The sequence below is a fragment of the Ruegeria sp. CE9 genome, assembly GCF_056537425.1.
Map to the genome: position 1 here is coordinate 1 of NZ_JBQFRO010000059.1, position 1,476 is coordinate 1,476.

Consider the following 1,476-nt stretch of genomic DNA (forward strand, 5'->3'; position numbering starts at 1 on the left):
GCGCCGTGGTCGCCGAGGGCCGCGTGGATGGCCGGATCGATTACGGGCGCGGGGCGAATATCGCGGCCTATCGCAAGCTGGCGGATGCGATCACGGCCCAGGGCGTGTTGTGATGGCGGGGCGGCGCAGCGGGGCTCAGGCCCTTGTGGAGAGCCTGTTTTCGGCGGGCGTGGACACGGTCTACGGCGTGCCGGGCGAGGAGACCACGGCGCTGATGGCCGCCCTTCACGACAGCGAGATGGCGTTCGTGCTGTGCCGGCACGAACAGGCGGCGGCCTTCATGGCCGGGGTGCATGGGCGGCTGACCGGGCGACCGGCGGCGTGTCTCGCCACGCTGGGGCCGGGGGCGACGAACCTGGTGACCGGGGTGGCCGATGCCACGCTGGATTTCGTGCCGATGATTGCCATCACGGGGCAGGGGGGGTGCGGCCGCCTTGGCCGGGAGAGCCACCAGATCATCGACCTGGAGGCGCTGTTTGCGCCGGTGACGAAACAGAGCCGGACCTTGCTGGAGGCCGACGCGGTGCCCGGGGCCGTGGCCGGATCTACTCGCGGGCATCGGCCAGAGACGAGAATAGCGACTCGTTGAGAAGCTCGTCCCGGAAGCGTCCGTTGAAGCTTTCGACGAAGCCATTCTGCATGGGCTTTCCTGGCGCGATGTAGTGCCATTCGATGCCCGTGCGCTGGCACCAGCTCAGGACAGCCACCGAGGTCAGTTCCGTTCCATTGTCCGAAACCACCATTGCAGGCTGGCCGCGGCGCAACATCAACGCATCGAGCTCGCGCACGACGCGCAGGCCAGAGAGCGACGTGTCCGCCACCAAGGCCAGGCACTCCCGGCTGTAGTCGTCGACCACGGCCAGAACGCGGAACTGTCTGCCATCCGTCAGCGCATCGCTGACGAAGTCCAGGCTCCAGTGCTGGTTGGGGGCATCTGGCACCAGCATCGGCCAGCGTGTCCCCAGAGCCCGCTTTCGGCCGCCCCGGCGGCGCACTTGGAGCTTCTCCTCGCGATAGAGCCGCCTGAGCTTCTTCAGGTTCATCATGATCCCCTGCCGTTCCAGCATCACGTGGATGCGGCGATAGCCAAACCGCCGCCTCTCGGCCGCGACAGCCTTCATGGCGGCCCTCGCTTCGGCATCGTCAGGCCGCACGCTGCGATAGCGCACGCTCGACCGATCCACGGCCAGTGCCTTGCCCGCCCGTCGCTGGCTCACTCCGTGGACTTCCACAACGTGTGCCACCGCTTCCCGCCTGACGCCGGGCGCTACCACTTTCGCGAAGTGACATCCTTCAGTATCGCATTGTCGAGCATCGCTTCGGCCAGCAGCTTCTTCAGCTTGGCGTTCTCGTCCTCGAGCGCCCTCAGTCGGCGCGCGTCCGATACCTCGAGGCCGCCGAACCGCGCCTTGTATTTGTAAAACGTTGCCGTGCTGACCCCGTGCTTGCGGCAGACATCGGCCGTCGTCATTCCGG

The 1,476-nt window shown here is 67.1% G+C and carries 1 protein-coding gene and 1 pseudogene; one reads left to right on the forward strand and one right to left on the reverse strand.

Going from position 1 to position 1,476, the window contains the following annotated elements; genetic code table 11:
* Positions 1-112: 112 nt before the first annotated feature.
* Positions 113-589, forward strand: a complete 477-nt coding sequence (locus tag ACR0B3_RS23925; protein WP_480811231.1) for a thiamine pyrophosphate-binding protein — start codon at positions 113-115, stop codon at positions 587-589.
* On the opposite strand, the pseudogene ACR0B3_RS23930 reads toward ACR0B3_RS23925, so the two are convergent.
* Positions 552-1,476: pseudogene (locus ACR0B3_RS23930) on the reverse strand (IS3 family transposase); the annotation flags it as partial. The gene ACR0B3_RS23925 and the pseudogene ACR0B3_RS23930 overlap by 38 nt on opposite strands.

Bases quoted from the DNA above. Each gene is read 5' to 3' on its own strand.
- ACR0B3_RS23925 (WP_480811231.1), top strand. From the start codon at position 113: ATGGCGGGGCGGCGCAGCGGGGCTCAGGCCCTTGTGGAGAGCCTGTTT.